Origin of the sequence: Shewanella sp. AC34-MNA-CIBAN-0136, assembly GCF_040309945.1 — a bacterium.
GTDB lineage: Bacteria > Pseudomonadota > Gammaproteobacteria > Enterobacterales > Shewanellaceae > Shewanella.
Window position 1 is genome coordinate 1 of sequence record NZ_JBEOPJ010000074.1, and the last position, 269, is coordinate 269.

General features: G+C 37.2%; 1 pseudogene. It reads right to left on the reverse strand.

Annotated elements, in window-relative coordinates:
- Positions 1 to 269: pseudogene (locus tag AAEY94_RS20715) on the reverse strand (alginate lyase); the annotation flags it as partial.

The following is a 269-nucleotide window of genomic DNA, read 5'->3' on the forward strand; positions in this document are numbered from 1 at the left end:
ATCTAAATAACCCGCGTCGTTTGTTAAGCCATAAGCAGTAGTAACACCATGCACTAGCTCAATGGTATCTATACCTTTGCTTTTTATTGCATCGTTAATTGGGAAAAACAAACCGTTGTAGCTAAGTTGAATAGTGGTATCAATCGCTTTTAATAAAATACCATCGCGGTATTCAAATATTTTTCTTTGTGTTTCGTTGTTTTCAATTGCCTTCGCAAACGTTACAAACGGCAGTAGTGCAAAGCGTTGATAGTAAGGACCTTCGTTGT